The sequence below is a fragment of the Sporosarcina sp. E16_8 genome, assembly GCF_017347095.1.
Classification (GTDB): Bacteria; Bacillota; Bacilli; order Bacillales_A; family Planococcaceae; genus Sporosarcina.
In genome coordinates this window covers 247,764-273,533 of sequence record NZ_JADPRZ010000002.1, presented here as the reverse complement: position 1 = coordinate 273,533, position 25,770 = coordinate 247,764, and the positions used below count along the sequence as shown (strand labels likewise).

The window sequence follows — 25,770 nt, the reverse complement described above, 5'->3', positions numbered from 1 at the left end:
CCATTTTATATTATTTTCGATTTTTATACGATTTTAAGATTTGATCGGACTGTTGAATGATTTGTAAGGCATTGTCGATGGATAGCTGTGTTTTGTTTGTCCGAGATTTCTCTTTCATGGTTTCCAAACTGTAGAGAATTGCAGGTAATTTAGCGCTTGGCGCAACATACAACATGTCATCGTTTATGAAGGAGCTACCCGGCAGGTGGTAACGCATGCCAAGTAAATTGTTTTTGTAATGAAAAAGATCGTGACCCATCATCTGAGCGTCATGCTCAATTCCGAGTAAATTTAATAATGTAGGCATCAAATCAATTTGCCCGCCTAAGTGGCTATTTGCTTCCTCAGAGAAAAGTCCGCCTCCGGAAAAAATGACCGGCACGATAAAACGATCTTGTAAATTGTAAGGATGGCCGAGTAAATCCAAAAGAATAGCCTCATCGTCTTTAGTGACAGGAGCCCCGTGAACGCCAGAATGATCCCCGTAGAGTAGAATCAAAGAATTGTCATATAAGCCCGTCTCTTTCAATGTGTCAATGAACACCCCAATCTCCTCATCTGTATAGCGGACTGATTGAAGATAATTGCCGACATATGTGTTGTCATAACTATCCGGTAATACTAGGTATTGAAGAACTTCAGGCATTTCAAATGGTGTATGGCTTGTCTGTGTAATAATGTTAGAGTATATTTTTTCATGTGTTTTTAGTTGTCCGGGCAGTTGTTTAGAAGCGAAATCGAACAGTACTTCATCCGCTGGTCCAATTCCTATTGCTGGAACTGCCGGAATTTCTTTATCCGTATAAACGTAGTCAAAACCGAGTGCTAGATATAGTTTTTCACGGCTCCAATAGGTAATGTCATCTGCATGATAAGTTGCTGTACCATAGCCATTCTTTTGCAATGTTCGAGGTAAGGAGGGGACTGGTTCTCCATTAATGACATTGACAGTTGGATCCATACCTTCGGGGTAAATGGACGTATGCATAAGCCATTCTGCGTCAGAAGTGTTGCCCGCTCCGATTTGCTGGTACACGTTATCGAAATACATACTATCCTTCAATAAGGCATTTAAATTCGGTGTAATTTCTTGTCCATTCACTTTTTTATTGATCACAAAGCCTTGCAATGACTCCACTTGAATGACGAATACATGACGATCCTTAGCTATACCGTAGGAATCATGCTCATTTGCTGGAACGTAGTCATTCCCTTTGAGATTTTCTATGTCTTGTTCTGATAAATTAACATCAGAAGCCAGAGCGATGCCGAAGCTACGCGTGAAAACTTGCACTGCTTGCGACTGTAAATAGCCATTCTCTTTTGCAAAATAAGAAACGTCAATTAGTGGTTGCCTAAAAGAAAGTAGTGTAGTAATAAGACCAATACTTCCAAATAGGATTGCTAATCGTCTAGTTACTCTAGCTGAAGATTTTATTTTTTTGGTATTAAAATAATAAGCAATTGGTAGGATAAGTAGTATGTCTAGGAAGAAGAGGAAATCATAGGGCTTACTTAGAAGGCCGACTGTTCCTCCTACAGAGTTCGATTGATAAAGTTGTTGTAAGTCATAATAGGATGGAATTGTTGAAAAGTAACGTGTGTAGTAAATAATAGCGATAAATAATACAGACAAAATTGTATTGAATATAAAGATGCCGGTCCATGTCCGTTTCTTTACAAAGAGAATGATGAGGGAAAGTAAGAATGCCCATAGTGGAAATTCAATGAGTGCAATATGAAAGACAGATTTATTATGAAAAACGACGACACGAAATGCGATGATTTTGATGAAGAGTAAAACTAAAATCAGGGTAGTTGGATGGATTAGAAAAGGCTTTACTTTTTTTATGAACAATTTCATATTGAGCACCTCCAAATAGAACTGTCTATTAATAGAGTGTAACAAAGATATTTTTTGATGTGAAATGAAAAGAGAAAAACAGAGGAGCCATTTTGTAATTAAGGAAATAAACTCAAGTCACGCTATAAGGGTGGGCCTAAGCCCAGATAGCGTAGCAGTAGGGCTTTAGGGCGGGGGCATCTCTTATAGATCAAGTGGATTAAAGGTATTTCAATTCAATTTAGTAGTAAAATTCTACTTCCGAACTTTTTTTGCAAATTTAATTTAAACACTTGAAAGTATATCATCATGCAACTAAATCTCTATAGCCGGCCATTAACAAATAAAATGTTCTTCCAGCACCGCTTTGTCGCTTGGTTTTTTTGCCGCGAATGATTTTAAAACCAAATGATAAGTACAATTTAATAATTCAAGTGAAGTAAAACAAAACAGCTCACTCAAATGGATTTTCACCATTGAGTGAGCTGTTTTGTTAATATGGATCGGCGTCATGGGCTTTTTTTACGGCTTTTTCCGGTGCTTTGTCACCATCCCTATTCCCGAGCGGTTTCTGACTTGAGCCTTTTGTTGAGGCTTGAGCCAGTCCTTCACGTAAACGACGTCCGTATTCTTCATCGGCCTCTTCAGCAAGAGCAATCATTTTAATTTGAATACGTGGGTCACAATTTGAAAGGTCTGACACTAAGTTTGAAATCAAATCAGCTCGCTCCCATTCTTCAAAATTACGATACGTGTCTCCAGCTTGTTTTGTATTGCTCTGTCGGTCAATAGACTCCCGGACGAGGTCACCTTCAATAAAAGGAGTATGTTCTATTCCATCTTGTTCCGCTTCTTTTAATCCGCCTAAGATCGACGGCTCGTAGTTAATATGAGGATTCTGACCCGGAGCTCGGTCAAGTTTATACTGCATTTGTCCGCCACTCTGATTTGTTGCGACCCGTTTTTTTGGAGAATTGATGGGTAGCTGTAAATAGTTGGCACCAACGCGATGACGCTGCGTATCGGAGTAGGAGAAAGTGCGTCCTTGAAGCATCTTATCATCAGAGAAATCGAGACCATCGACAAGGACACCTGTACCGAAAGCAACTTGTTCTACTTCAGTGAAGTAATCTTCTGGGTTTTTATTTAAGACCATTTTGCCGACAGGTATCCAAGGGAACAGATCTTCGGGCCATAATTTTGTATCATCAAGCGGGTCGAAATCGAGTTCCAGGTGTTCATTGTCGCTCATAATTTGGACAAGCAACTCCCATTCAGGATAATCACCATCTTTAATCGCATCATGTAAATCTTGTGTCGCATGATTGAAACTTGTCCCTTGGATTTCACTTGCTTGTTGTTGGGTTAAGTTTTTAATACCTTGTTTCGGTTCCCAGTGATATTTGACAAGTACTGCAACCCCTTCTTGATTCACCCATTTATACGTATTTACACCGGAGCCCTGCATCATGCGGTAGTTGGCAGGGATGCCCCAAGGTGAATAAACGAATGTCACCATATGGAACGATTCAGGAGAGCTCGCACAAAAATCGAAAAAACGTTCACCATCTTGAATATTCGTAATTGGATCTGGTTTAAAGGCATGAATCATATCAGGGAACTTAATCGCATCACGGATAAAGAAAATTTTCAAGTTATTTCCGACGAGATCCCAGTTTCCATCTTCTGTATAAAACTTCACGGCAAATCCACGTGGATCACGCAGTGTTTCGGGAGAATGACCGCCGTGTATAACGGATGAAAAGCGGACGAAAACAGGCGTCTGTTTGCCTTTATTCTGAAAAAGCTTTGCGCGTGTATAGTTGGAAACAGGTTCGTCACCCGCTGTGCCGTATGCTTCGAAATAGCCGTGAGCGCCGGCACCACGTGCGTGGACGACACGTTCAGGAATTCTTTCTCTGTCGAAATGGCTGATTTTCTCTAGAAAATCATAGTTTTCCAAAACGGCAGGACCTCGACTGCCGACTGTCCTTAAATTCTGGTTGTTTGTAACAGGATGCCCCTGTCTATTCGTCAATGTGTCTTCTTGTTCTTCATTAGAGTTATTTGTAGTTGGGTTTTCTGCCAATTGATAAGCTCCTCCTTTGTGTGATGGAAAATGTTTAATGCAACCCGTGGAGAGATTCGTCTTGAATAAGGTATCTCACCCATACTCTGCTCAATATAGAAGGAATTAATTCCAAACTTAGTTTTTTCTGAAACGAATGGTGCGAATGAGTGAAGAAATGCCCGAGACAAACATATACATCAATAAAGTATTTGAAATAGGTGGGGTCTTGTGTACATATTGCAAAAGGCGTTGACGATATTTATTGGAAGCCTATTAGTCGCAATTGGTGTGAATGTATTTCTTGTTCCATTCGAGTTGCTGGATGGTGGTGCGATTGGAATTAGTCTAATTATCCATTATGTGATGGGTGTCAAAGTGGGGCTAACGTTTCTTATCGTAGGCATTCCGATTTTTATGCTGGCTTGGAGGTATTACCGTTCATTCTTTTATAACGGAATTCATGGCATGTTGCTTTCATCCCTATTCATAGATTTGTTATACCCATTGAATATGATTGGGAGGGAATTAGTAACTGTTCCTCTAATAAGCTCAATATGTGGCGGAATATTTATCGGTGTAGGGGTGGGCATCATGCTTCGTCTAAACATTAGTATTGGGGGAACCGATTTACTTGCACAAATGATTGCGAGGAAACTTTCCATTAATCCTGGAGTTATGATTTTTTGTATAGACATGCTAATTGTTACAATGGGCAGTTTATTGATTCCTTCTATTCATTTGTTATTGTCATTTACGACGGTGTTTATAGTAGGGGTTACAACGAGTCTAATTGTATTAAAATCTGTAAAAGCATAAAATATACGTCATCTCTATTTTGATTTCTGTTATTTTAAACTATTATTTCAAATTTAGGCTTCACTAGAAAATATGTTAGCAAACTTGCAAGAGATGAAGAAATAAGACCAAGTGTACATCTCACTTGGCCTAATTTCTATCAGCGCTGTTTTTCATAAACCTTCAGTTTGGTATAAATTGTTTCCAGTATCGGGGTTGGAATACCATGTGTTTTCGCGTGTTGCAATAATAAACCTTGCAGATGATCGGCTTCTAATGGTAGAGATTTTTCCATGTCTCGTTGCATCGATGATTTCATGTCATACGACATAGTACTTATTTTAGTAAATAGTTCTTTCGTAACTGTATCTTGTATAGGTGCATCAATTTTCTTCATCACTGTACCGAGTTCCTCCAACAGGGAGGCGATCGTATTACGCCCTGATTCCAGCTCCATGATTGGCCCAATAGGGGATTCTATAAGTGAGGTAATTCCAGACATTACTGTAATGAATAAATATTTGTGCCACATTTCTTGATTGATGTGTTCGCTTAGGTCAAATGAAGCGTTTGCTCCATTAAAAACTGATTTCAACTTTTCAATACGGGGTGTGATTTCGCCGGATCTTTCGCCGTAAATAAGTTGGTGGAGCGGGCTTTTTTGAAGGATGGTTCCGTGTTCATCGAGTGTTGTCTCGATAAAGCACAGGCCACCAATAACTGCATCTTCACCAAAAGCAGCGGCTAATTGATCAAGATGGCCGATACCATTCAAAAGAGGCAGAATAATCGTGTCCACTTTGACAAATGGTCGCACATCATTGATTGCTTGTGCAAGATGATAGGACTTCGTTGAAATAATAACTACATCAAATTTCTCTCCAATGTCGTTAACTGTAATAAGTCGAGGTACAAGTTCTACGTTCCCGTTTATACTTTCAATCTTCAATCCTGTTTTTGTAAGTTGTTCTTTTCGTTTGTCTCTTACAAGAAAAGTTACATTCTGTTCTTGCTCTAGTAATCTAGCTCCGAAATAACCTCCGATTGCTCCCGCTCCGACGATTAATATCTTCACGTAAAATCCCCCTTGCATCTGTTTGATAAACTCTAGTATACATTAATCTGAGTTATTAGAAATGTTGAGTTGCGTGAAATGTAAAAACAGTGGCACGACGGGACTTGTATGTCTTACTGGCCATCATTAAACCTTACCCAATAATCGTAATCTATTCTTTACCAAGAACTTCTTATGTTTCTTAATCGACATATGCCGATTATTCACTCACGAATGCATTAAAGTCCTTTTCTTTACTATATAAGTTAACCTTCTTTTAAGGTGCAGAAAGATTGAAAAATTTAATTCCGGTAAGGACACCGTTTCCGCAAATACCAGTTTCTAAGTCACATAGTATATTTTATTCATTTCCATCCCAATTCCTCATCTCTATAATTTGTATTTGTTAGTTCCAATAACAATGGATAATGGGTTGATTCCAAAGCCTATCTATAAAATATAGAAGTACGATTCCGAATTAAGTATATCGACTTAGGTTGATGAAATAATTTTTTTGCTTTATTTAACATCCGATTATTCGCAGTCTTTGATATACTTAGCCTATTAAGTTATCAACGTCAAAAAAGGGGAGCGGAAATCAAATGGCCGCAGAAAAAAATTCATCCGCATTAGGAATCCCGATTTATCCCATCATGTTTGCAATTGGCGGCGTCCATTTGTTGAATGATACGCTTCAATCTGTCATTCCAGCAATGTTTCCGGTTCTTGTAAGAGATAGAGGATTCAGCTTTACTCAACTTGGGTTCATTTTTTTCGCTTTGAACATGGTTGCATCTGTATTGCAACCGGTTATCGGGTATTTAAGTGATCGAAAGCCAAAACCCTATGCACTGCCATTTGGAATGGTGTTTTCGCTTGTTGGCATAGGTGGACTCGCTTTTGCACCGAGCTATTGGCTACTAATTGTATCTGTCATGTTGCTTGGATTTGGTTCCGCTATTTTTCATCCAGAAGGATCGCGAGTCTCTTTTATGGCTGCAGGATCGAAGCGGGGGCTTTCCCAGTCCATCTACCAAGTAGGTGGAAACTCGGGACAGGCACTTGCTCCGTTGATTGGTGCGTACATATTAGTTCCGTATGGTCAAAAATCGGCAGCAATATTTATGCTTGTCGCGGCACTTGGAATTTTTATTTTAATGAAAATATCTGCCTGGTATAAAAATCAGTTGGAACAGGAGAAGTTAAACAATCGTAAGAAAGTTCTTCTCTCATCTATTGGTAACTTAACGAAAAAGAAAATAGGGATAGCACTTGGTTTACTTCTCGTCATCATCTTCGCTCGTTCATTTTATGTCACGAATATAACAAGCTTTTTCATCTTTCACTTGGTCGATAAATACAAAGTGTCAGATAAAGAAGGATTACTTTATATATTCCTGTTTTTGGCACTCGGTGCAGTGGGCACATTTTTTGGTGGACCGATGGCAGACAAAATTGGACGGAAAAATGTCATTGTACTTTCGCTCACTGTTCCGATACCGTTATGCCTACTGCTCCCATACGCTCCATTATGGATTGTAGCAGTGTTACTGATGTTAATTGGTTTCTTCATCATGCTGAGCTTTTCTGTCACAGTTGTTTATGCACAAGAGCTTGTACCGAGTAAAATTGGTACGATGGCAGGGCTGACTGTCGGTCTGGCATTTGGTATGGGGGCAATCGGTTCGGTTGTCATCGGAATTATGATGGATAGCATCGGTATTTACCCGACGATGATTATTGTTTCATTCCTTCCTATTATTGGACTTGTAGGGTTGGCGCTGCCGCGCGATCAAAAAATAACAGCAGTAACTGCAGCTTAAGGAGGAAAAATGAATAGCTATTGTAGATATGCGTTGCATCAAATAAGAGTTGCGATTGATTCCCTCATTGAACTAGTAGATTGTTTGAAAGAACATGACTTACAACAAAGGTCTACAGCTAATAAGCATTCAATTGGTGAGTTATTGGAGCATATTGCCACAGTATGTAGAGCGGATTATTATATTGCTGATGATGTAAGCCAAGAGGAAATGGCTGTTTTTTATTCAACGGTTTCATTAACTTCGAAAGAAGAAATTAAAGAGGCGTTATTATGTAATTACATTTTCTTGAAAGAGAAATTTATGGAGTTTAGCGAGGAAGAGTTGCACAAGGAAATGACTTCTTATTGGGGCACAACTTATTCCAGGTATGAGTGGCTATTAGAAATAACGGCACACATATACCATCATAGGGGGCAGTTGCATTCGGTACTTGTCCATTGTTATGGCATGGAATTGAAAGTTCAGCTATTCGAATAATTTTTTAGTGAAAATATATGATTTCCTTAGTTGGCTTTTACGTTGAATCCATATTATAATATGAAGTCGATATAAATTAGGAAGTAGGTTGTAAAAGTTGTCAAAAGACCAAAGGAAGAAAATGCTGATATTAATGATTAATATGTTTATAGCAGTAGGAAGTTTCGGAATTATAATCCCTATTTTACCGGCTTATCTTTTGTCAATTGGTCAAGGTGGAACGGCAGCGGGCTTGATGATTGCCATATTTGCGGGAGCACAGCTTGTTATGTCACCAATTGCGGGAAAATGGACAGATCGTTATGGGCGCAGAATAATGATTATTTCAGGGCTAAGCGGTTTGGCTCTGTCTATGTTCGTTTTTTACTTTTCAGATTCAATTGGAGTTTTATATCTATCTCGTGTTATTGGAGGCGTTGGTGCAGCGCTATTAATCCCTGCGATTTTTGCCTATGTGGCAGATATTACGACAATGGATCAGCGAGCCAAAGGAAACAGCTTCATTTCCGCATCGATGTCACTTGGGATTGTTATTGGGCCAGGAATCGGAGGATTTTTAGCTGATTTTGGTTTGAAAATGCCCCTGCTAATATCTGCAATAGTAGGACTTGCAGCCGTTGCTTTCTCAGCATTCATGTTAGAGGAAAGCATGGATACGAAAATCGAACTACCTAATGAAAAGCCTGAGCCAATGGTAAAAGAAATTGTGCAGTCATTTAATAAACCGTACTTTATTCCTTTAGTTATCACACTTGTCATGAGCTTTGGGTTAATGGCGTACGAATCGGTTCTTGGCCTTTTCGTCGATAATGTGTTCGAAGCGACACCGAAAGATATTGCTGTATTAGTGACTTCAACAGGTATCATCAGTGTAATTATTCAACTTTTTGCTGTAGATTGGATTGTTCGCAAATTTGGTGAAGCGGCCGTACTGAACATCTTCCTTGCGCTTGCAGCTCTTGGATTTTTACTGTCCATCTTTGTACCAAGCTATATCATGTTTTTCGGTGTTACAATGATTATTTTCCTATCGACTTCTATACTGAGGCCAGTACTGACGACACTCATTTCTAAGTTAGCGGGGAACGAGCAAGGATTTGCTATGGGTATGAATAATGCATATATGAGCATTGGAAACGTTCTTGGTCCACTTCTAGCAGGCCTACTGTTTGACGTGAATATTCTGTATCCGTTCATTCTTGGATTAATCGTTCTTGTCATTACAATTTTTGTCTCGATGAAATGGAAAGGTCCACAGAACATTTCGATGTGACAAAACAGGCAATCCCAATAAAAGGGGTTGCCTGTTTTATTGATTTCTGTTTCTTTACAAGTTCCGAATACCGAAGTATAATGTTGTAGTTACCTAGGTAAATAAAGGAGAAGAAGATATGAATCCACTATTCCATGAAGTTTTTCAAAAGACGCGATTATTAAGTAAAGAACTGAATTTAGTGCTTAAAGAATATGATCTGTTCGCATCACAATGGACAGTACTATACTGTGTTCATCGACATGACGAAATGATATTAACAAATATATGGAGGTATTTGAATGTAGAAGCCCCGACGGTTACACGAACTGTGAGCCGATTGGAGGAATTGGGATGGCTGACGACATATGAAGGAAAGGACCGTCGGGAAAAGATAGTTCGTTTATCAGAAGAAGCAGTAGTCAAATTTCCGGTGATTGAGGCTTCGATTATTCAGTTTGAAAATGAATTTTTAAAAGATCTATCGAGCGAAGAACAAGAGATACTTATAGGGCTATTGCAAAAGTTGGACAAGGAAAGAAGTGAGTAATTTGGTAAAGAAAGAACCTATTTGGACAAGGCCATTTATCAGTTTATTTTTTACAAACATATCTGTATTTATCGTATTTTATGGTCTTGTAACTACTCTTCCACTATATGCAATCGGGGTGTTGAACCGAACGGATGAAGAAGCAGGCTTATTAATGACGGTTTTCTTACTTTCCGCAATTGTTGTCAGACCGTTTACAGGAAAAGTATTAGATGTTGTAGGAAAACGAAAAATGTTATGGATCAGTCTTGTCATTTATTTGATATGTACAGCCCTCTATTATTTTATCCAGCCGTTTGAAGGACTTTTAGTGTTGCGTTTTGTACAGGGAATTTGGTTTAGCATAATTACGACGTCGACAATTTCAATTGCTGCAGATATTGTCCCAATCAAGCGAAGGGGAGCGGGTCTAGGTTATTTCTCGATGTCGACAAATTTAGCCGTTGTTCTCGGACCATTAATAGCACTGTCCATCATTCAATCCTATTCATTCGATGTATTGTTTATTGCGCTGAGTATTTTTATGGTTATTGGTGTGGTGACATCGCTATCGGCGCCAGCCGGTGTTATTCCAGAAAAAAGTGACGTGAGAGGTAAATTGTCGATTGGGGACCTATTTGAAAAAGGTGCCATTCCAGTGGCGCTACTCGGAAGTTTGATTGCGTTGTCTTATGCGAGTGTTTTATCATATCTATCCATTTATGCACAGGAAAAAGGACTCTTGGCGTTGGCGAGTACTTTCTTTCTCGTATTCGCCGTTGTCATGCTACTAACGCGTCCGTTTACTGGGAGGCTTTTCGATGAAAAAGGGCCACAATATGTATTAATACCTGGGTTTATATTTTTTGCTATCGGGCTTATCCTGTTAGCGAACATGGATTCTGCATTGTCCTTTTTAGTTGCAGGGGCTTTCGTTGGGTTTGGTTATGGCGCACTTGTCCCAAGCTTACAGACACTGGCAGTTCAATCGACAAAACATGAAAGAAGTGGCTACGCAACCGCTACATTTTTCACGTTTTTTGATTTAGGTCTTGCGATCGGATCGTTTGTACTTGGACTTATTGCCCTTCATTTCGGCTATCAGTATGTTTACATGACATCAGGTACTCTTGTACTTGTTGTTTTTATCCTTTATATGGTGTTTAGGTGGAAGAGGAAAGATATAGAACCGGTGGATGGGGAATCAGCTAGTTGATTGAATAAAATAGGACTCAGAATCATACGAAAAAACCTGTCTCCATGATAGTAGGGAGGCAGGCTTATTCTCTGATGCATTGACTTCTATTATTTTTCGTAAATTCGTTTCAGTGCATCTTTAAATTGAGGTTTTAATTTAATAGTGGGGTGTATTACTTTCACTTGTTGTTCGGCTTCATCAATGGAATCAGCTAGTCCGAGTTCCAATAATGTTGCAGTAGCAATTGTTCCTGCTCTACCACGGCCTGTATTGCAGTGAAAGTAGACATTCTTACCATCTTTATATGCGTCTACAACTCTTATTACCGCAGATTGGATGGACTCATCTTGTTGCTCCGCATCATCTACTATAGGTTGATGTATACTTTTATCACTTGAAAGTCCTCCTTTCACTTCTGCACGTAAATCATAAATTACATCGATGTTTTCATTGGTAAGAAGGTCAACAATTGCATCTACACCGCCAATAAAGATACGGTTTGGGACTAATTCTGCATATTTCTTGTTCGCCATGGATGGTCACCTCGATTTGTAGTAGTAATCAGTATATCATTTTAAGTAACGAATCTTTCGTTTGGGTGATTATAAGCAGTTAAATTGCCTACTGTAGACAGCTCCATCATCGGTGCCAATAATCTGGTTTTCGCCGAGGCAGTAACTTTATAATGTTTTGTTATCCGCGCAGCGATTTACCCGATGACTCCAAGCTTGATCCTCGTTTGTCGTTAAGTCTAAAATCATCACGTCTTACTGATTCCCTTTAGGACGGGGGGATTCTCCTGTTTTTAGCTCGATAACCTTAACAAGTACCTTTTTTAGCCGGGCTCCAGTCGACATAATCACCTAATAGAATGAGCTGATCGTGATCTGGATCGTACTTCACATCGACTAATAGACGTTCAAACATTTCTATTTCGTCGAGAAAATCGCTCATTATAAGTGTTCGTTTCATTCCTCCCCATCCTCTAACCTATGAGCCTTATGACGCAAACTTACATTGCAAACACAGTAATATAAATACGACTACATCGATCAAGGTGCCTTTTATGTTCGTTCAATACGTTTTAGCGTTATGAAAAAAATAATGATATCAATATTTTTTTGAATTTCGTTGATTGGTGTAATTACAAACTATTTCCGGGGAAATAGTTTGTAGATACTTTATATTGGAATGCTTAATTAGAAATATCTCTATATTAATGGGGGAGAATAATTGGGGCCATATGAAGAGGATATTTATTACTCGTTTAATTGAGAGGGAAGGAAAGGGTGAATTTCTGAATATTTTATTAAAAAATAAAATTATACACTTGAATATGTAGAACTGGAATTCTTTTGTTGAATTACTATGTCTAGTCCTACAGCTCATATTATTTCTGCTATCTGTACCTGCGGCGGCTTGTTTATATGCAATGCAGCCTTTTGTAGATGAAGGGTTTTTAGGTTCACAAGCTTTTTTCAATGGCAGAGTAACTGACATAAAAGACAATAGTACTCTGTTAGGCGAATACGGGAAGACAGTCCTCTTTAATGTGATAGAAACATGGAAAGGCTTAATGAGACGGGTGTTGCGATAGCTACTGGGAAAATGAGTGACTAAATTGGTGGAGGAGTCGCGTTCACCGGAAAATTGATTGGTTTTCTTTTGTGGTATCGGGATAAGAAAAAATAAGAAAAAGACCTATTGTTGAAACTAAATTGGAGTATCAGCAATAGGTTTAATTTTGGATTCACTTATGGGTTCATCAAGTGAATGACATCATTCGATCTAATGGACCGTCAGGATTAATAATGTCTGCTAGATCTTTAATTGGAATCGGGAAGTAAGGAAAGCCCCAATAGTACGGTGTGATTTCATAAAGCTGGAAATAAATAACGAGAGAGGTATCCGCAATATAGAAATCCTGGTCACTACGGATTTCTTTGAATGGTTCAAGCACATCGATATTCCAGTCTTTAATTCGCCGATTTATGATATCCGACAATTTTTTCTTGTAGTCGCTACCCTTTTTGAACAAATCCTTCAACTCGTATTGTTTTCCATTTTTTGTATCAAAGGTCAGTGATTTAATAATAGTCATCCCATGTGCACCGCCTGTATATGAATAGACGATGAGATTCAAACTAAGAATGCCGCGTTGATTGTTCTTTAACTCGAAATAGGCAAGCAACTCCACGAGGTCTTTATCGTAAAAACTTTGCTCGACTAGTATGTTATTCAGAGTCGTTATAATGGCATGATTAATAGTGCTTTGCGCATTTTGATTTGGTAATTGGGTAACAACAGGATAATACACTTTAACATCCTTTAATGCGTGGGGCAGTCTTTTTGTTGCAATTGATACTGGTAAATCCACTGGTTACGTCCTTTCCTTCTCAATAGAGTAGTACATCATATGTTAAAATGAGTTAGGAAAGTAGGAAAATGGCTTGTAAGAATAAAATAATACCTACTTTAAAATTGTACCCCGGCGAAAAATTGATACTTTATGTACTTAACGGAAGCAGCCATAAAAGTTTGGCAATCGAACCAATTCGCGTAAATGAGTGAATCTCGGACGTGTTTTGGTACGTTTGTGTCTTGAAATAGCTAACGTGTCATTCAGGCAAGGAGGATTCTAGAGCTATCGAATGACACATAGCGTCGTTCGGTGTAGAATTAATGTAACTAGCACTAATTGGGGGGGACAATATGACGAGAAAACAGAAAGAATATGAAAATAAATTGAAGAACTTTGATCCGGAGTCTAGTATGAAGGAAACAAAGAATCATTATTCAGACGAAAAGTTTTGGGGAAAAGTGATGAAATATGGTAAACAGGTGGGGAAGACAACAGTCTATTATAGCTTGCTCCTTTACTATGTTGCAAAAAACCCAAAGGTTCCCAAATCGACAAAAATGATTATTGTTGGTGCGCTCAGCTATCTGATATTTCCGCTCGACCTCATTCCGGATTTCATACCAGCCATCGGGCTAGTGGATGACGCCGGTGTCATAGCGGCAGCCGTATTTAAAGTGATTTCTCATATTGATGGCGATGTAAAAAATAAAGCAAAAGTGAAAATGAATACACTGCTTGGCGTTAAATTCGATGAGGAAGAAATCGACAAACGATTGATATAATGGGAAGAGCTAACGAGGATGAAAAATTCCACGTTAGCTCTTTTAGTTTGATTTGCTACTGTTAGTCATAGACAATTCTAGGTGCCTTGCGAATAACGATCTCCCAGTTTGTTCCTGTGCCCACACGATAGGCATCTGCAAACGATCCCTGATTGATGGCAATACCGATGTTGTCAAGTGAGTTCACATAAACGAGTGGCTCACCGATATGCAAGTCTGCAAATGATCGGCCGTATGTCATGATGTTGTTGTAGATAGTACGGCCATCTGTCGTTATTGAAACTTCTATCGAATCGCCATGCTGTTCTACAATTTCCTTAAATTGACTACGGCTAATATTCGTCCATAGATTGCCGAAGGGACGGTCGATAATATCGACTATACCTGCAATTGTTTCATCCGCAATAGTGGACAATTTCAACGGTAATGCAATTACTGTTGATGGATCAACTGGTTCACCAATGTCTTCAAATTGGATAATACCAGCAGCGAGCCGTGCGCCCGTGTAAGCGAATATATCCCGTCCATGGAAGGTATGCGATTCACCTGAGTTAGGAAGTCGGTTTTTCGATTCATCGATTTCTCGAATTTCCGTTATTTTGATGAATTGCAACACATGCGTTAACGTCCCGTTATCTGGGGTAATAATATAGTGATCATCTGCAGTCTTCGCAACGATCGCACGCCGGTTAGATCCTACGCCTGGATCGACAATTGATACGAATACCGTTTCCTTTGGCCAATAACCGATTGACTGTAATAAACGATAGGAAGCTTCCCAAATATTGAATTGAGGGATTAGATGTGTGATTTCAAAAATAGGAATTCCACGTTGAACGGAGTTTGCTACGCCATGCATTGCACTAACTGCACCATCACTTTTTCCGAAATCTGATTGGAAAACTAATAAACCTGTTGTCATTACAAATCCACTCCTCATTACTATAGTTTATGAAAGTGAGGAACAAAAAAATTCCGCTCAAATCAATCGTTAACCGATTGAAAAGGACGGAATTCATCACATTACTTTTCTCTTCAATGCATGTATTATTTAATAATTTACATGATTACGAATGGAAAGTCAACTATGCGGAATGATAAGGTTTTTTAAAAAAAGCCTGCCACTACTACGAATCAGTCGCGTAGTGTGACAGGCTAATTCCTATTATTTATGCTTTTTTATTTTTCTTCTCTTTTTTTCGGAACTTCCCTAAAAACTCATAGACAATCGGTACGAAGATAAGCGTGAGCAATGTTGAGCTCGTTAATCCACCGATAACCGTAACACCGAGTCCTTTGGAAATGAGTCCGCTACCTTCTGCACCGATAGCCAATGGAATCAATGCACCGATTGTAGCGAGTGCGGTCATAAGGATTGGACGGAGTCTCGTAGAGCCGGCTTCCAAAATAGCATCCCTTGTTGTAAGTCCTTCTTTTTCTTTATTAATAACACGGTCAATTAACACAATCGCATTCGTCACGACGATACCGATAAGCATTAGCAGACCAATCATTGCGGAAACGCTGATGGTTTCGCCAGCAATCCATAGACCAACCAAGGCTCCGATTACAGTGAATGGGAGGGAGAACAAGATTGCTAGTGGTGCGAGTCCTCCGCCAAATGTGATGACCAAGATTAGATACACGATAGCGATCGCAGCAAGCATCGCGAGTCCAAGCTGTGTAAACGCTTCTGTGATGTCTTCTGTTACTCCAGCTGTACTAACTGTTACATTTGATGGAATCTTGAGATCGTCAACATCTTTCTGAATAGCTGTTGACGTTTTTGCGACATCTTTCGTCGTTATTTCTGCTGAAACACTTGCGAATAATTTACCGTCTTTACGTGAAATTGTGTCAGATGTTGTTCCTTCTTGGATGTCTACCAATTCAGAAATGACTATTTCCATGCCAAGAGGTGACTGAACTTTTTCTTTCAATAGTTCTTCGATTGTTTTATGTTCTTTCTTTTCTTGATTTATTAATACTTCGATTGTTTTATTGCCTTCTTCGATTTTAGTTAACACTTCTTGCTGATTACTCGGATAGAGAACCATACCGACTTGTGCAGCAGTTAACCCGTACTCTGTTAATTTCTCTTGATTGGCAACGAGTGTATATTCTTTATATTTTCTTGTTAAGCTTGTTTTAACATTCTTTAAATCGTTGTTGTTACTCATTATTTTTTCTATATTTTCAACAATAGGTTCGATGTCGTTCAAGTTATTTCCGTAAACGTAATAACTCACTGCATTACTTGAACCGCTTGTAGAAAAGTCTTGTGATTTCCATTCACCTTTTGTAGATAGCTTTTGGAGTTCAAGAATTGTTTTTTCTTTCACCTTTGTAAATTCAGCCGTATCATTATCGAATGTCACAAACATGAGAGCCCCGTTTGAAGCACCAGGTGCCATCGGATTTTCTCCGCCGACTGAAGCTTGCACGACGTCAACATCTTTCAAATCCATTAAATAGTTCTCCGCTAATTCAACATTGCTGTTGACAGTATCGAGCGTTTCTCCAGGTTCAGGTGTGTACGTGATGTACATTGTTTTTTGTTCTTCATCGGGTAGGAAACTGACACCAATGACAGGAGCCAGGAATAGGCTGCCGACAAGCAGTGCGATTGAAATGACGGATGTGATCAATTTGTGATTTAACGTCCAGTTCAATACTTTTTTATAAAAAGCGGCCATCTTACTAGGTTTTTCAATATGGCTATTAGTAGTTGAGTAAAGTTGTTTTTTGAATAAAGAATGTGCGAGCATTGGCACAATTGTAATCGCAACAATAAGAGAAGCGAGCAGTGCGAATACAATTGTCAAAGCGAATGGCATGAACAATTCACCAATCATGCCGCTGACTAAAGCGATTGGCAAGAAGACTGCGATTGTAACGAGTGTAGACGACATGATGGGTTTAAACATTTCTTTTGTCGCTTCTCGTACGAGTTCCTTACCTTTTAACTTTTCACCTGGAAGGGACATTCTTCTAAATATATTTTCAACGACAACAATAGAGTCATCGATTACACGTGCAATTGCAACGGTCATTGCACCGAGTGTCATCATATTCAATGTAATGTCGAGCTGCTTCAAGAACATGATTGCAATTAGCAGTGACATTGGAATTGACACAATCGATATAATCGTAGATTTGAAGTTACGAAGGAAAAGCATAATAATAATTACGGCAAAGAGCGCACCGAATAATGCTTTATTAATCATCGTATCAACGGATTGTTGAATAGGTTCACCTTGGTCAAGAGTGGTAGATATCTTGACGCCGTCGTTTTCTTTTTCAAACTGTGTCATCAGCTCGTTTACTTTATCGACAACAGTTACCGTATTGGCATTCTGCGATTTTACAACTTGAACAGCAATGGCTTCCTTGCCGTTCGTTCTAGAAATGGATTCTGCTTTTCCGACATGTTCAATTGTTGCAATTTCACCTAGCTTAATAGAGGGTAGTTGGAAACTTGCAGAGTCCGCTCCAGCAGGTGGTGCAGTAGTTACTGGATTCGTTCCCGCCGCTGGTGGTGCGGAGGCAGGGGTACCAATTGGCATTAAAGGAATCAACATGTTTTCTAAATCTTCAACTGTTGTAATGTTGCCGTCAATGACGACTGATTGTTCTTCTCCAGTGAATTGGAACAAACCAAGTGGCATCGTTATATCCGAGCCTTTTATAATTTGTTTTACTGTATTTTCGTCTAAATTATTTGCGGCTAACTTTTCTTTATCGAAAGTTAGAAGGACTTCTTCAATTTGTTGCCCTGAAACTGCAACACTTGAAACACCATCAATACCTTCCAATTCAGGAACCAACATGTCTTGAACTTTCAACGTTAACTGTTCAAGATTGGAGCTACTGTCTGAAACACTAAGAGCGAGGACTGGAAATGCATTGATGCTAATCCTTCCGACACTCGGATCCATTGCGGCTTCTGGAAGCGAGACATTTTTTAGTGCTGCGTTGACATCATCTTCGGCTTGTTTCATATCTGTTCCGTATGAATATTCGATTTGCAGGGATGAAGCATTTTGGTACGACGTAGAACTGACGGATTTAACTCCATTTAAACTTTTAACAGCTTTTTCGAGCGGCTCGGAAAGTTCATTTACGACCTGATCAGGTGTAGCGCCAGGGTAGACTGTAGTTACGCTGACGATAGGAATTGTAATATCCGGTATCGTTTCCAAATTCATTTTCGAACCGGAGTAAATACCGGCTGCAGTTATTATAAGCGTGATAAGCCAAACGGCCAATTTGTTCTTCATGACAAAGTTAATGATAGGATTCATATGTACCTCCAATAGTATTTTTACTTTGACCAACTAGTCATAATGCTTTATCATTGAAAATGAAGAGTCAGTCGATGCTTTATCATAATAACTGACCGGTCAGTCATCTGTCAAATACAGAAGTTTGATAGGGTTATTTTCAATGAGTAAGGAGGTTTTGATTTGTCGGATAAAAAAATATTAATCATCGAAAAGGCATCTGAACTTTTTGCGAAAAATGGATTTGACGCAACATCCGTACAAGAAATTACAGATGCATGTGGTATTTCGAAAGGTTCTTTTTATCTTTCATTTAAATCGAAGGAGAGCCTTCTATTTTCGATATTTGAGTACTTTAGTTCGAAGCTGATTGAGCGGATAGGTAGCATTTATCAAATGGAAATTGGGCCGAGGGAAAGATTCGAACAATTTTTCGTGATTCAGTTTGAAGAGATTGCTCGTTATTCAGATTTTATTCTCATGCAAATGCGAGAACAAACAAACCCAATCAATGAGGACATGTTAGGGTTAATGAATGACATGCGGAGAAAAACGTATGAAGCCCAGGAAAGCCTTCTACTAAATTTGTATGGAGAAGACATAAAAGAGCATATGACAGATCTTGTTGTTATTTTGGGTGGGATCGTTAAAGGCTATATTGAAATTATCGTCTTTAATAAAGGCTCTTTAGATTATATGGGATTAGCGCATTATATAGTAGAACGGATTGATTCAATCGTCAACGGACTTTCTAAACCATTTCTAACAACAGAATTGTTGGCGGGGAATGGAATGTGTCTGGGAAATCAGTCAGTTACGACTGAAGAATTATTGAATGAAATTAAGTTAGTAAAGAAGGAGATAGCAGACGAAGATCTGTTAATCAGTTTGGAAGTTATTGAACAAGAACTTTCAATAACTAACTATCGAAAACCTGTTATTTCGGGGATGTTGTCGAATTTTAAGAACAATGAACAAACAGAGCAATTGGTAAGGAAATTAAAGAAATTCTTGAACTGACTTGAGTGGCACCATTCTTCGCTTTTTTGGTCGTTTTATGGTAGAATTTAAGTTCATAACAGAAGAGGACGTGACGTTTAATTGATCACAATTACTATACCAAATCCGGATGTAACGATTGTACAACGCAAACAAGAAATGGGTGCCGATGTTGCACCGATAAAACCGATTTATGGTTTTATTGATTTACATGAAATCCCGCGTGATAAAGGCGGTATCATTTTGTTTTATAACAACAAAGATGAATTATTGTTTGCTGGGAAAGCCCGTAAACTCCGCCAACGTGTCAAGAAGCATTTTGAAGACACGGTCTCTCCAATCAAAAATCATCGTAACGAAGTACATGAAATTGCTATTATCGTTGTCGAAGACCCGATGGAACGCGAAATATATGAAACGTATATCATTAATACACAACGTGCGAAATATAACCTTGATAAAGTATTTTTTGAGTAATGAACAAAAGTGTATGCGCCTGTTCAGTCCCGATAAGCGCTGAAAGGCTAGGCGCTCGAGTCTAGACGTGAGATCTCCTTATTAACACTTATTCAAAATGTGGGAACTAATCATTATCTAAGCAACTACAAAGCTGACTGCCATGTGCATTCAGCTTTTATTTTTGACTATTTATAGTAAACAAATGAATACCTATATGAACTTAGGGTAGGCGGAATCCCGGAATTACCATAGCGAATTCAATGAAGTTCTTTATTTCAACAAGACATAGGAAAAGGGTGAAGACATGGACAAAAGACTACAAAAGATTGTCGATGAAGCGCAAGAAAAGTTTGGCTTGGATGCATACCGATTGGAAAGACATTCGATATATAAAGATCGAGATACCATGGGTGATGCTTACTATATGTTCACTATGGAATGGTTTCCTAAAGAGTTAAACGAACTAATCGAAGAAGGTTATAATCCCGCGGGAACAACGATTGTAGAATATGCTATTCAAAAGCAACACTTTTGTAATGTATCATTCGTACAAGGCGAATCATTTTCCACAAAAACGCATTTTCCCAGTAAAACCGTTGATGAAGTCGCTGCGTGGCTTGAAGAGGAAACTGGATTGGTATACAAACAGGATTTCAAACTAACCCAAGCGAATGCAAATGGCTTTCAATTTGAATCAGATATAGATGGGATCTACTTTTCACCAAGCTGTATGATTGAAGTTGATTTTGATGATGTTGGTAAGCTGACATCCTACCATTCGTACGGAATGAACCTGTCTCAGGATCTCGTTGAGCGATCAAAATTCATGTTGACACTTGAAGAAATTGAACCAATCGTAAAAAAACAGCTTCAACTAGTAAATTTACCATCCGAAACTGAAAAACGTTTCGTTCCGGTCTATGCAATGGAAGAAGTGTATGTAACGGCGAATGGGAATCGAATCATTCCATTTATGGAGCATGAGCGTTCAGAAGTAAAAGTAGATGTAGTAATCGAATGGAATAAGCCGTTAGAAGAAAGAATTGATCGTGAAGAAATCACAATTGTTTCCGAAGCAAGCGTAGAAGAAGCTTTTGGCAACGTCGACGCAGATAAAAGACTGACGTTGTCGGCTGATCAAATTGAACGCAGTAAAAAAGTTGTTCGGGATGTCCTACGGGCTGAATATCCTGATGAATCAGGGAAGTGGAAGCTGTCCAAACTTCAGTGTCAAGAGAATTTCATTGAAGCGCATTGTGAAATAAATGAAGAAAACCCAACCATTTTTAATCGGAAAGTAGTTGTCTTCATGAATCCGGAAACGATGAAGGTGATGAATTATCTTGATAACAGCTCCATGTTTGAGATTTTTGAAGCCTTTCTCCCTGCCGCAAAAGCGGTCGTAACACATGAAGAAGCGTTTGAGAAAATGATACCCTATATTACGCTTGATCCGACTTATGTATATGACGAATTCGTAGGAAAGTATATTCTTTGTGGCTTATTAGATGCGGCAGAATGTGTTGATGCCGTGACAGGGGGAATTGTCGATTTAGGAGATATATAAGGTTCTATTAATTCATTAGTGTGGATAAATGGGGATTGAATACTCGTTCCCCATTTATGCAATATTAATGACAAGTGATAATAAATGAAAAGGTTATCCAATCTTGTTTACGCATTCTTGAAGCAGGTATACTTAATTCCTCTCTATAGCAATAGAAATTAGATTTGAATAAAGAATTGGAATATTTAAAAGTTTGTGTTATAGTCAAAGAGATATTTCGATAATTGAATATGTGTAAAAATAGGTGCAGATTAATACTGATGTATTTGTCTGCTTAAAAGGGAAGTTCGGTGAGAATCCGACGCTGTCCCGCAACTGTAAATGGGAGCGATTTCGTTTAAACCACTGCTTTTTATAAAAAAAGTGGGAAGGTACGAATAGCAATGATCATTAGCCAGGAGACCTGCCTCTTTTTATAACACATGTTGACCTACGAGGATAGGGGGTGTTAAGGACGCGCGGATGAGCTATGCCTATTTTTAACAGGCAGCTTTCTTTTAGTTGGGATTCTGGCGCTCTTTAACAACTTCTCTTATGAAGTTGTTTTTTTTATGGTCAGAAATAATGGGAAGCACTGCGAATAGATACAAATAGGATAATTTCAGGTTAATTGAAAGCGTTTACAAATCTCGGAGTCATAACCATTCAGATTGGGGGAAAATAGTATGACGAATACACTTACATTTTTACCAGGACTTGAAGGCGTGATTGCCACTGAAACATCCATTTCGCTGCTCGATACGGAATTGGGGCAGATTATTATCAAAGGATACGATTTAATCGAGCTCTCAAAAACTAAAGGGTATCTTGATATTGTCCACTTGTTAATAGAAAATACCTTGCCTTCTGATACTGAAAAAGAAGGTTTGTCAGATAAACTAAAAAAAGAGCATGGTGTGCCAGAAGGTGTCACAAAGGTTTTGCAAGCATTGCCTAAAGAGACACATCCAATGGATGCATTGCGAACTGGGATATCGGCTTTAGCAGGCTATGATAAGGAAATTAATCAGCATACGCTAGCTATCAATAAAAAAAGAGCTTACGAGTTACTTGGGAAAATTCCGGACATAATTGCAAACAGCTTTCATATTTTACAGGAAGAGGAACTAATCCTCCCGTTGAAAGAATTGTCATACAGTGCTAATTTCCTTTATATGATCACGGGGAGGAAACCGACAGAGTTGGAAGAATCTATTTTTGATCAGTCACTACTACTTTATAGCGAGCATGAAATGCCAAATTCCACCTTCACCGCAAGGGTAATTGCCTCGACTTTTTCGGATTTATATGGTGCATTGACAGGAGCGGTTGCCTCTTTAAAGGGCTATTTACATGGAGGAGCGAATGAAGCAGTCATGAATATGCTTTTAGAGGCCGGTTCTGTTGACGCTTTTGAAGTGTTATTAGAAAAGCGTTTGCGTGATAAAGAGAAAATTATGGGGTTTGGTCATCGAGTTTATATGAAGAAGATGGATCCAAGGGCTTTGGTAATGAAGAATGCGTTAATGGAGTTATGTGCGCTAAAGGGTGACGATCTCCTTTACCGAATGTGTGAGGCGGGAGAAGCAATAATGGAAAGAGAGAAAGGACTTTATCCAAATCTAGATTATTACGCGGCACCGGTGTATTGGATGCTGGGCATTCCAATCCCATTATACACACCAATCTTTTTTGGTTCTAGAACAGTAGGATTGTGTGCGCATGTTATTGAACAACATGAAAATAATCGTTTATACCGTCCAAGAGTTCATTATATAGGCGAACGACACAGCAATCATTCAACTGGGGAGTTGTAACTGGCCGTTCACCACAATAGCGATACATTAGGCATCACTTAGTTCTATTCTAAACAAATTGAAAGAGGAAAGGAAGAGTTAGATGTTGAAATTGAAGGAACAAATGACAATGGACACGTTGATAGAGGAAATTACGGACTATGTTTTAAATAAAGAAATTACAAGCGAGGAAGCATATAAGACAGCACATAATGTATTAATAGATACAATCGGGTGTGGAATATTGGCATTAAGCTTTCCGGAGTGTACGAAATTACTAGGACCTGTAGTACCAGGTACTATTGTTCCAAATGGCAGTCGTGTACCTGGTACATCGTATGTACTGGACCCCATCCAGGGCGCATTTAATATTGGCTGCATGATACGATGGCTCGACTATAATGACACATGGTTAGCTGCTGAGTGGGGTCATCCGTCCGATAATTTAGGTGGCATTTTAGCTACAGCGGATTATCTCAGCCGTGTGCGTCTCTCGGAAGGGAAAAACCCACTTGTTGTACGTGATGTATTGGAAATGATGATTAAAGCACATGAAATTCAAGGCGTACTTGCACTAGATAATAGTTTGAACCGTGTTGGACTGGACCATGTTCATTTTGTCAAAATTGCTACAACTGCGGTCGTCACCAAAATGCTTGGCGGGGGACGTACAGAAATAAATAATGCGTTGACAAATGCCTGGATTGATGGCGCAAGCCTTAGAACGTATCGTCAAGCACCTAATACCGGTTCACGAAAGTCCTGGGCAGCAGGAGATGCAACGAGTAGGGGTGTACGACTGGCGATGATGGCGATGACAGGTGAAATGGGTTATCCGACAGCGCTATCCGCTCCGGAGTGGGGATTCCAAGATGTTTTATTCAATCAAAAGGAATTAACACTGGCACGTCCTTTTGACTCTTATGTAATGGAGAATATACTATTTAAAGTATCGTATCCAGCCGAGTTCCATGCGCAAACAGCGGCGGAATGTGCCATTATTCTGCATCAGGAGATAAAGGAGCGTATTGATGATATTGAGAAAATTACAATCACGACACATGAATCTGCTATTCGTATTATCGATAAAGTAGGTCCGCTCAACAATCCCGCTGACCGTGACCATTGTATCCAATACATTACGGCGCTTGGTTTACTATATGGCGATGTTGTTGCAGATCATTATGAAGATGACGTGGCAAATGACTCACGTATCGATCAATTAAGAAATAAAATGATTGTCGTAGAGGACGAGCAGTATAGTAAAGATTATCTCGATCCGAGCAAGCGCTCGATCGCCAATGCTGTTCAAGTTACATTTAAAGACGGCTCGACAACGGAAAAAGTAGTAAGTGAGTATCCGCTTGGTCATCGCTTTAGAAGAGAGGAAGCTATCCCTCAAATACGCGAGAAATTTTCGGCTACACTGATGACTCATTACCCAGAAAAAAAGCGAATAAAAATAGAAGTGGCGTGTGTTAGCCAAAGTAAATTAGAGCAGATGAGCGTCAAAGAATTTATCGACTTATTTTTGCATTAAGAGTGGAGGAGAATGACAATGGCATGGATTGTTGATCAACAATCATCACAAGAAACATTAGCTAAGAAATTCCATTCAATCATGCATGCGCCAGGAATCGTTCAAATCCCTGGTGCGCATGATGCGATGGCAGGGCTTATTGCACGGGATGCCGGATTTACTGCACTATATTTATCGGGGGCTGCCTATACAGCTAGTCGTGGTTTACCAGACTTAGGGATTGTGACGTCAACTGAAGTTGCGGAGCGAGCAAGGGATATAGTGCGTGCTACCGATTTACCGCTGCTTGTTGATATCGATACAGGTTTTGGCGGTGTATTGAATGTAGCAAGGACAGCCCGTGAAATGGTAGAAGCTAATGTCGCAGCAGTACAACTAGAGGACCAACAATTACCTAAGAAATGTGGCCATTTGAATGGAAAGAACTTGGTTTCTACTGAAGAAATGGTGCAGAAAATAATAGTGTTGAAACAGGTTGCACCTACACTCCTAATTGTTGCGAGAACAGATGCGCGCGCGGTTGAAGGCTTGGAGCAAGCGATTGATAGAGCGAAGGCATATGTCGAAGCGGGTGCGGATGCTATTTTTCCGGAAGCCCTTCAATCTGAAGAGGAATTCAGACTGTTTGCCAAAGAGATTTCGGTTCCTTTGCTTGCGAACATGACTGAGTTTGGAAAAACACCTTATTATAGCGCAGATGAATTTGCGGAGATGGGTTTCCAAATGGTGATTTACCCTGTCACTTCATTAAGAGTGGCTGCAAAAGCCTATGAACGTGTTTTTGGGAAAATCATTAATGAGGGTTCACAAGAACAATCACTTTCTGATATGCAAACGAGAAGTGAGTTATACGATACTATTTCTTATGATGAATTTGAAGCATTGGACGAGTCAATAGCGAAGACCGTATTAACAAAAGAGCAGTAATACTGAATAGCGGCGATGATTCGTTCTTTTA

21 protein-coding genes and 1 riboswitch are annotated in these 25,770 nt (G+C 39.2%); of the genes, 13 read left to right on the top strand and 8 right to left on the bottom strand.

The window, feature by feature from the left end; translation table 11 throughout:
- Nucleotides 1-10: 10 nt before the first annotated feature.
- Both I2484_RS03070 and I2484_RS03065 read right to left on the bottom strand, forming a co-directional pair.
- Nucleotides 11-1,864: an LTA synthase family protein gene (locus tag I2484_RS03070; protein WP_207149547.1), complete on the bottom strand. Its 1,854-nt coding sequence runs from the start codon at nucleotides 1,862-1,864 to the stop codon at nucleotides 11-13.
- A gap of 472 nt (nucleotides 1,865-2,336) precedes the next feature.
- Nucleotides 2,337-3,932, bottom strand: a complete 1,596-nt coding sequence (locus I2484_RS03065; RefSeq protein WP_207149546.1) for a catalase — start codon at nucleotides 3,930-3,932, stop codon at nucleotides 2,337-2,339.
- 210 nt (nucleotides 3,933-4,142) lie between these two features.
- On the opposite strand from I2484_RS03065, the gene I2484_RS03060 reads away from it, so the two are divergent.
- Nucleotides 4,143-4,730: a YitT family protein gene (locus I2484_RS03060; RefSeq protein WP_207149545.1), complete on the top strand. Its 588-nt coding sequence runs from the start codon at nucleotides 4,143-4,145 to the stop codon at nucleotides 4,728-4,730.
- Between the two features lie 139 nt (nucleotides 4,731-4,869).
- Here I2484_RS03060 and I2484_RS03055 read toward each other — a convergent pair whose 3' ends face one another.
- A complete protein-coding gene (locus I2484_RS03055; RefSeq protein WP_207149544.1) occupies nucleotides 4,870-5,784 on the bottom strand; it encodes a 2-dehydropantoate 2-reductase in 915 nt (304 codons plus the stop codon).
- Nucleotides 5,785-6,365: 581 nt separating this feature from the next.
- On the opposite strand from I2484_RS03055, the gene I2484_RS03050 reads away from it, so the two are divergent.
- The 5 genes from I2484_RS03050 to I2484_RS03030 all read left to right on the top strand — a co-directional run bounded on the left by I2484_RS03050 (nucleotide 6,366) and on the right by I2484_RS03030 (nucleotide 11,063).
- On the top strand, nucleotides 6,366-7,586 hold the full coding sequence (locus I2484_RS03050) for an MFS transporter (protein WP_207149543.1): 1,221 nt from the start codon (nucleotides 6,366-6,368) through the stop codon (nucleotides 7,584-7,586).
- A gap of 9 nt (nucleotides 7,587-7,595) precedes the next feature.
- Nucleotides 7,596-8,066 (top strand): DinB family protein, encoded by a 471-nt coding sequence (locus I2484_RS03045; RefSeq protein ID WP_207149542.1) that lies wholly within the window; start codon nucleotides 7,596-7,598, stop codon nucleotides 8,064-8,066.
- 97 nt (nucleotides 8,067-8,163) lie between these two features.
- Nucleotides 8,164-9,339, top strand: coding sequence for an MFS transporter (locus I2484_RS03040; protein ID WP_207149541.1), 1,176 nt, complete (start codon nucleotides 8,164-8,166; stop codon nucleotides 9,337-9,339).
- A 118-nt stretch (nucleotides 9,340-9,457) separates the two neighbouring features.
- Nucleotides 9,458-9,868, top strand: a complete 411-nt coding sequence (locus I2484_RS03035; protein WP_207149540.1) for a MarR family winged helix-turn-helix transcriptional regulator — start codon at nucleotides 9,458-9,460, stop codon at nucleotides 9,866-9,868.
- Nucleotide 9,869: 1 nt separating this feature from the next.
- Entirely contained in the window at nucleotides 9,870-11,063 is a 1,194-nt protein-coding gene (locus tag I2484_RS03030) for an MFS transporter (RefSeq protein WP_207149539.1), read from the top strand.
- An 89-nt stretch (nucleotides 11,064-11,152) separates the two neighbouring features.
- Here the strand turns inward: I2484_RS03030 and I2484_RS03025 are convergent, their stop codons facing one another.
- The 3 genes from I2484_RS03025 to I2484_RS03015 all read right to left on the bottom strand — a co-directional run bounded on the left by I2484_RS03025 (nucleotide 11,153) and on the right by I2484_RS03015 (nucleotide 13,422).
- Nucleotides 11,153-11,578: a protein-tyrosine phosphatase family protein gene (locus I2484_RS03025; RefSeq protein ID WP_207149538.1), complete on the bottom strand. Its 426-nt coding sequence runs from the start codon at nucleotides 11,576-11,578 to the stop codon at nucleotides 11,153-11,155.
- A gap of 286 nt (nucleotides 11,579-11,864) precedes the next feature.
- Nucleotides 11,865-12,017: a hypothetical protein gene (locus I2484_RS03020; RefSeq protein ID WP_207149537.1), complete on the bottom strand. Its 153-nt coding sequence runs from the start codon at nucleotides 12,015-12,017 to the stop codon at nucleotides 11,865-11,867.
- Nucleotides 12,018-12,810: 793 nt separating this feature from the next.
- A complete protein-coding gene (locus tag I2484_RS03015) occupies nucleotides 12,811-13,422 on the bottom strand; it encodes a DUF3298 domain-containing protein (protein WP_207149536.1) in 612 nt (203 codons plus the stop codon).
- Between the two features lie 335 nt (nucleotides 13,423-13,757).
- On the opposite strand from I2484_RS03015, the gene I2484_RS03010 reads away from it, so the two are divergent.
- Nucleotides 13,758-14,189, top strand: coding sequence for a YkvA family protein (locus I2484_RS03010; protein WP_207149535.1), 432 nt, complete (start codon nucleotides 13,758-13,760; stop codon nucleotides 14,187-14,189).
- Between the two features lie 61 nt (nucleotides 14,190-14,250).
- Here the strand turns inward: I2484_RS03010 and I2484_RS03005 are convergent, their stop codons facing one another.
- Nucleotides 14,251-15,111: an SAM hydrolase/SAM-dependent halogenase family protein gene (locus I2484_RS03005; RefSeq protein ID WP_207149534.1), complete on the bottom strand. Its 861-nt coding sequence runs from the start codon at nucleotides 15,109-15,111 to the stop codon at nucleotides 14,251-14,253.
- Nucleotides 15,112-15,358: 247 nt separating this feature from the next.
- Entirely contained in the window at nucleotides 15,359-18,493 is a 3,135-nt protein-coding gene (locus I2484_RS03000) for an efflux RND transporter permease subunit (protein ID WP_207149533.1), read from the bottom strand.
- 162 nt (nucleotides 18,494-18,655) lie between these two features.
- Here I2484_RS03000 and I2484_RS02995 point away from each other — a divergent pair, with 162 nt between their 5' ends.
- From I2484_RS02995 to prpB, 6 genes are all read left to right on the top strand, one after another.
- Complete coding sequence (locus I2484_RS02995) at nucleotides 18,656-19,492, top strand: TetR/AcrR family transcriptional regulator (protein ID WP_207149532.1); 837 nt, start codon at nucleotides 18,656-18,658, stop codon at nucleotides 19,490-19,492.
- An 81-nt stretch (nucleotides 19,493-19,573) separates the two neighbouring features.
- Nucleotides 19,574-19,948 carry a nucleotide excision repair endonuclease gene (locus I2484_RS02990; protein WP_067207386.1) on the top strand — a complete coding sequence of 125 codons (375 nt, stop codon included), beginning with the start codon at nucleotides 19,574-19,576 and terminating at the stop codon, nucleotides 19,946-19,948.
- 286 nt (nucleotides 19,949-20,234) lie between these two features.
- On the top strand, nucleotides 20,235-21,497 hold the full coding sequence (locus I2484_RS02985; protein WP_207149531.1) for a hypothetical protein: 1,263 nt from the start codon (nucleotides 20,235-20,237) through the stop codon (nucleotides 21,495-21,497).
- Nucleotides 21,498-21,722: 225 nt separating this feature from the next.
- Nucleotides 21,723-21,922, top strand: a riboswitch (cobalamin riboswitch).
- Nucleotides 21,923-22,162: 240 nt separating this feature from the next.
- A complete protein-coding gene (gene mmgD, locus I2484_RS02980; RefSeq protein WP_207149530.1) occupies nucleotides 22,163-23,293 on the top strand; it encodes a citrate synthase in 1,131 nt (376 codons plus the stop codon).
- Nucleotides 23,294-23,375: 82 nt separating this feature from the next.
- Complete coding sequence (locus I2484_RS02975) at nucleotides 23,376-24,812, top strand: bifunctional 2-methylcitrate dehydratase/aconitate hydratase (RefSeq protein ID WP_207149529.1); 1,437 nt, start codon at nucleotides 23,376-23,378, stop codon at nucleotides 24,810-24,812.
- 18 nt (nucleotides 24,813-24,830) lie between these two features.
- A complete protein-coding gene (prpB, locus tag I2484_RS02970; protein WP_207149528.1) occupies nucleotides 24,831-25,739 on the top strand; it encodes a methylisocitrate lyase in 909 nt (302 codons plus the stop codon).
- Nucleotides 25,740-25,770 lie beyond the last annotated feature (31 nt).